General features: G+C 27.9%; 2 protein-coding genes and 2 pseudogenes (1 of these 4 running past the window's edge). All 4 read left to right on the top strand.

The window, feature by feature from the left end; translation table 11 throughout:
* Positions 1-197: pseudogene (locus BN1173_RS00215) on the top strand (pallilysin-related adhesin); it begins 1262 nt to the left of the window's first position.
* 7 nt (positions 198-204) lie between these two features.
* Positions 205-959, top strand: a pseudogene (locus BN1173_RS00210) (lysophospholipid acyltransferase family protein).
* Between the two features lie 11 nt (positions 960-970).
* Positions 971-2767, top strand: a complete 1797-nt coding sequence (locus BN1173_RS00205; protein WP_040235741.1) for a DNA topoisomerase IV subunit B — start codon at positions 971-973, stop codon at positions 2765-2767.
* On the top strand, positions 2767-4361 hold a 1595-nt coding region (locus BN1173_RS00200), incomplete at its 3' end, for a DNA topoisomerase IV subunit A (RefSeq protein WP_040235738.1). The genes BN1173_RS00205 and BN1173_RS00200, both read left to right, overlap by 1 nt.

The following is a 4361-nucleotide window of genomic DNA, read 5'->3' as shown; positions in this document are numbered from 1 at the left end:
ATTTAATTCTTGAATATGAAATTAGCATGGATGAGAATAAGGTAAGTGAGTCTTTTATTGTTGAGTATAGTGAGAGAATAGTTAATAATCAAAAATTTTCTACTATTATTCTTCATCCTATTAAGATTTTAAAAGATGAAGTAAGTTTGCTAAAAAGGCAAAAATTAAAACTTGAGAGAATAGAGAAATTAGGGTAAAAACCATATGAAAATATTAAGGAGTATTATTACTTATATTAGTTTTTTTGTTTTTTGTATTGTTTTTTGCTGTTTGTCTATTTTGTCGTCTTTTTTTTTAAGATATTTGGATTTGAAAATGCTTTTATAAAATTTATTTTTGTATTGATTAGATTTGCTATTAAAACTTGTTTATGGTTGTCTGGCATTAAGGTTGTTATTACAAAAGATGATGATTGTTGTTTGAACAAAGATGGTGGTGTGGTAATTATTGCAAATCATATTGCGTCAATGGATCCTATTTTTTTAATTTATGTTTTTATAAGGCCTTTTGTAATAGTTGCTAAGAGATCACTTTTAAGTATTCCTTTAGTTAATTTTATATTACTTTCTATGGGAGCTATTTTTGTCAATAGAAGCAGTATAAGATCTTCTGCTGTTACTCAACAAAAGGCGACTAAAATTATTAAAGAGGGTGGAGTTATTGGAATTTTTCCTGAAGGAACCAGAAATAGGGGTGGAAAAACAAAAGATTTTAAAAGAGGTTCTGTTAATTTGGCTTTAAGAACAAATTCTCCAATTGTTCCTGTTACTTTGCTTAATACACATAAAGTTTTTATTAAAAATTTAATATTAAATTCAGGATTATCAGTATATGTGCATATCCATTCTTTAATAGATGTTTCTAATTTGACAGATGATGAGAAGGAGCAGCTTCATGTTATTGTGAGAGATAAAATAGTTAAAAAATTAGAAAAAATGAAAATTCAGTATAATTGTTGATAGGAATTTAAATGAAAAAAAATTGTTATGATGAGAGTAAAATTGTTACCTTATCTTCTCTTGAACATATTAGATTACGATCTGGAATGTATATTGGAAGACTAGGAGATGGTTCTAATATTGATGATGGTATTTATATTTTAATTAAAGAAATCGTTGATAATTCAATTGATGAATTTATTATGGGTTATGGCAAAGAAATTGTTATAAAAAGAGAGAATAATGTCATTACTGTAAGGGATTATGGTCGTGGAATTCCTCTTGGAAAGGTTGTTGAGAGTGTCTCTGTTATTAATACTGGTGCTAAGTATAATGACGATGTTTTTCAATTTTCTGTAGGGCTTAATGGAGTTGGAACTAAAGCTGTTAATGCTTTAAGTTCAAAATTTTTAATAAGGTCGATAAGAGAAGGTAATTTCTTTGAAGCTGTTTTTTCAAAAGGAAATTTAATTAATACTACAGAAGGTAAATCTGATGAACAAAATGGCACTTACATTGAGTTTTTAGCAGATACAGAAATTTTTGGGAAATATAAGTATAGTGAGGATTTTTTACAAAGAAGATTTTTTCATTATGCTTGCTTAAATAAAGGTTTAGAAATTAATTATAATGATCAAATTTTTCGGTCTGATAATGGGCTTCTTGATTTTATAAGGGCCGAGATTAAGTATGAAGATTTACTTTATGATTTTGTTTATTATTCTAGTAAAACTTTAGAGTTTGCATTTTCTCATACAAATAATTATGGTGAGACATATTTTTCATTTGTAAATGGACAGTATACTAGTGATGGAGGTACTCATCAAACAGGTTTTAGAGAAGGTTTTGCGAGAGCCATTAATGATTTTTTAAAAAAGACATATTCGTCTACTGATATTAGAGAAGGACTTGTGGCAACTCTTTCAATTAAAATAAAGGATCCAATATTTGAAAGTCAGACTAAAAATAAGCTTGGTAATATTGAAACTAGAGGTAACATTGCTAAGGAAGTACAAAGGCTAATTTTAGAGATTTTATATAAAGATAAAACACTTGCAAAAACGATAGAGAGTAAAGTTATTGATAATGAACGTCTTAGAAAGGAATTAAGCAGTGTACGGAAAGAGGCAAAAGAGAGAGCAAAAAAAATATCTTTTAAAATTCCTAAACTTAAAGATTGTAAATTTCATTTTAATGAAAAAAGTGTACATTCTGATGCAACCATGATTTTTTTAACAGAAGGAGATTCTGCAACAGGATCAATGGTGTCTTGTAGAGATGTATATACACAGGCTATATTTTCTCTTCGTGGTAAACCCCAAAATATGTTTGAAAAAAATAGATCTGAAATTTATAAAAATGAAGAACTCTATAATATGATGGTAGCTCTTGGTATTGAAGAATCAATTGAAAATTTAAGATATAATAAAATAGTAATTGCTACAGATGCAGATTTTGATGGATTTCATATTAGGAATTTGCTTTTAACATTTTTCTTAACTTATTTTGAAGATTTGGTTTTAAATGGGCATATGCATATTTTAGAGACACCTCTTTTTAGAGTAAGAAATAAGAGTGCTACTATTTATTGTTATTCTGAGGAAGATAAACAGAAAGCGCTTCTTAAACTTAAAAATCCTGAAGTTACAAGATTTAAAGGACTTGGAGAAATTTCGCCAAATGAATTTAAGGGTTTTATTGATGTTGCTAATATTAAACTTACAAAGGTAGATCTTGTCAATATTAAAGAAATAAAAGAGCAATTGGGATTTTATATGGGGCCAAATACTCCTGAGAGACGAAACTTTATTATGGAGAATTTAATTTAATGAACATTAAAACATTACTTAGAGATAATTTTTTACAGTATTCATCTTATGTTATTAAAGATCGTGCAATTGCTAGTGTTATTGATGGATTTAAACCGGTACAGAGACGAATAATACATTCTCTTTTTGAAATGAATGATGGTAATTTTCATAAAGTTGCAAATGTTGTTGGAAATACAATGAAATATCATCCTCATGGAGATACTTCAATTTATGAAGCTCTTGTTAATATGGCAAATAAAGATTTATTTATTGAAAAGCAAGGAAATTTTGGTAATCTTTTAACGGGTGATCCTGCTTCTGCATCTCGTTATATTGAATGTCGATTAACTCCTTTGGCGTTTGAAGTGCTCTATAGTAAGGAAATAACGACTTATGAGCCTTCTTATGATGGTCGTAATGCTGAGCCTTTGATTTTTCCTGCTAAAATTCCTGTAATACTTATTCAGGGAAGTGAAGGAATTGCTGTTGGTATGGCTGCTAAAATTCTTCCTCATAACTTTAATGAAATTTTAAGAGCTGTTAAGAGTGAGTTGCTTGGTGAAGCTTATAATCTTTATCCTGATTTCCCAACAGGTGGAATAGTTGATGTTAATGAGTATGCTGATGGCAATGGAAAGGTTTTGGTTCGTGCAAAAATTGAACCTACAGATGATAATAAGGCTATTTTGATAAAAGAATTGCCTTTTGGAGAAACTACAGAAAGTTTAATAGCTTCAATTGAGAGGGCTATTCGTAAAAACTATATTAAAGTTTCGAGTATTAATGATTTTACTACAGAAAATGTAGAGATTGAATTGACCCTTCCAAGGGGGGTATATGCCAATGAAATTATTGAAAAACTGTATCATTATACAAATTGTCAAGTTTCTATTTCTGTTAATTTGCTTTTATTGAGTGATAGATATCCTGTTATTTATACTGTTACAGATATTATCAAGTTTCATGCTGAGCATTTACAAAAAGTTTTAAAGATGGAGCTTGAACTTGAGAGAAGTAAGATACTTGAAAAAATTTTTTCTAAGACCTTAGAGCAAATATTTATTGAACATAAGATCTATAAAATTCTTGAAACTATTTCTAAAGAATCCGATGTTGTTGATATTGTAATGAGTGAAATTGTTAAGTATGGAGATAGGTTTTCTAGAAAAATTGTTTTAGATGATATTGAGAACTTGCTTAAAATTCCTATTAGGAAAATAAGTATGTTTGATATTGATAAAAATAATAAAGATATTCAAATTTTAAGTAAAGAATTAAAAAGTGTAGAAAGTAATATTGAATCAATTAAAAATTATGCAATAAATTTTATTGATAAACTTCTTGCTAAATATTCAAAAATGTATCATAGAAAGACAGAGATATCTCTTATTGAATCCAAAAATGCTAGAGAAATTGCTACTAAGAATATGAAAATTTATGTGAGTTTAAAAGCAGGGTTTGTTGGAACCAGTCTTATTGATGGTGAATTTATTGGAAATGCTAGTTATTATGATAAGGTATTAATCTTTAAAAAGGATTCTTATATTTTAAAAAATATTGAAGATAAGACCTTTATTGAAAAGAATAATGTTAGTGTTTTAGTTTATGATAT

Source organism: Borrelia crocidurae, assembly GCF_000825665.2.
In the GTDB taxonomy this organism is placed as follows: Bacteria; Spirochaetota; Spirochaetia; order Borreliales; family Borreliaceae; genus Borrelia; species Borrelia duttonii.
This window is presented reverse-complemented; position numbering and strand designations above follow the sequence as displayed.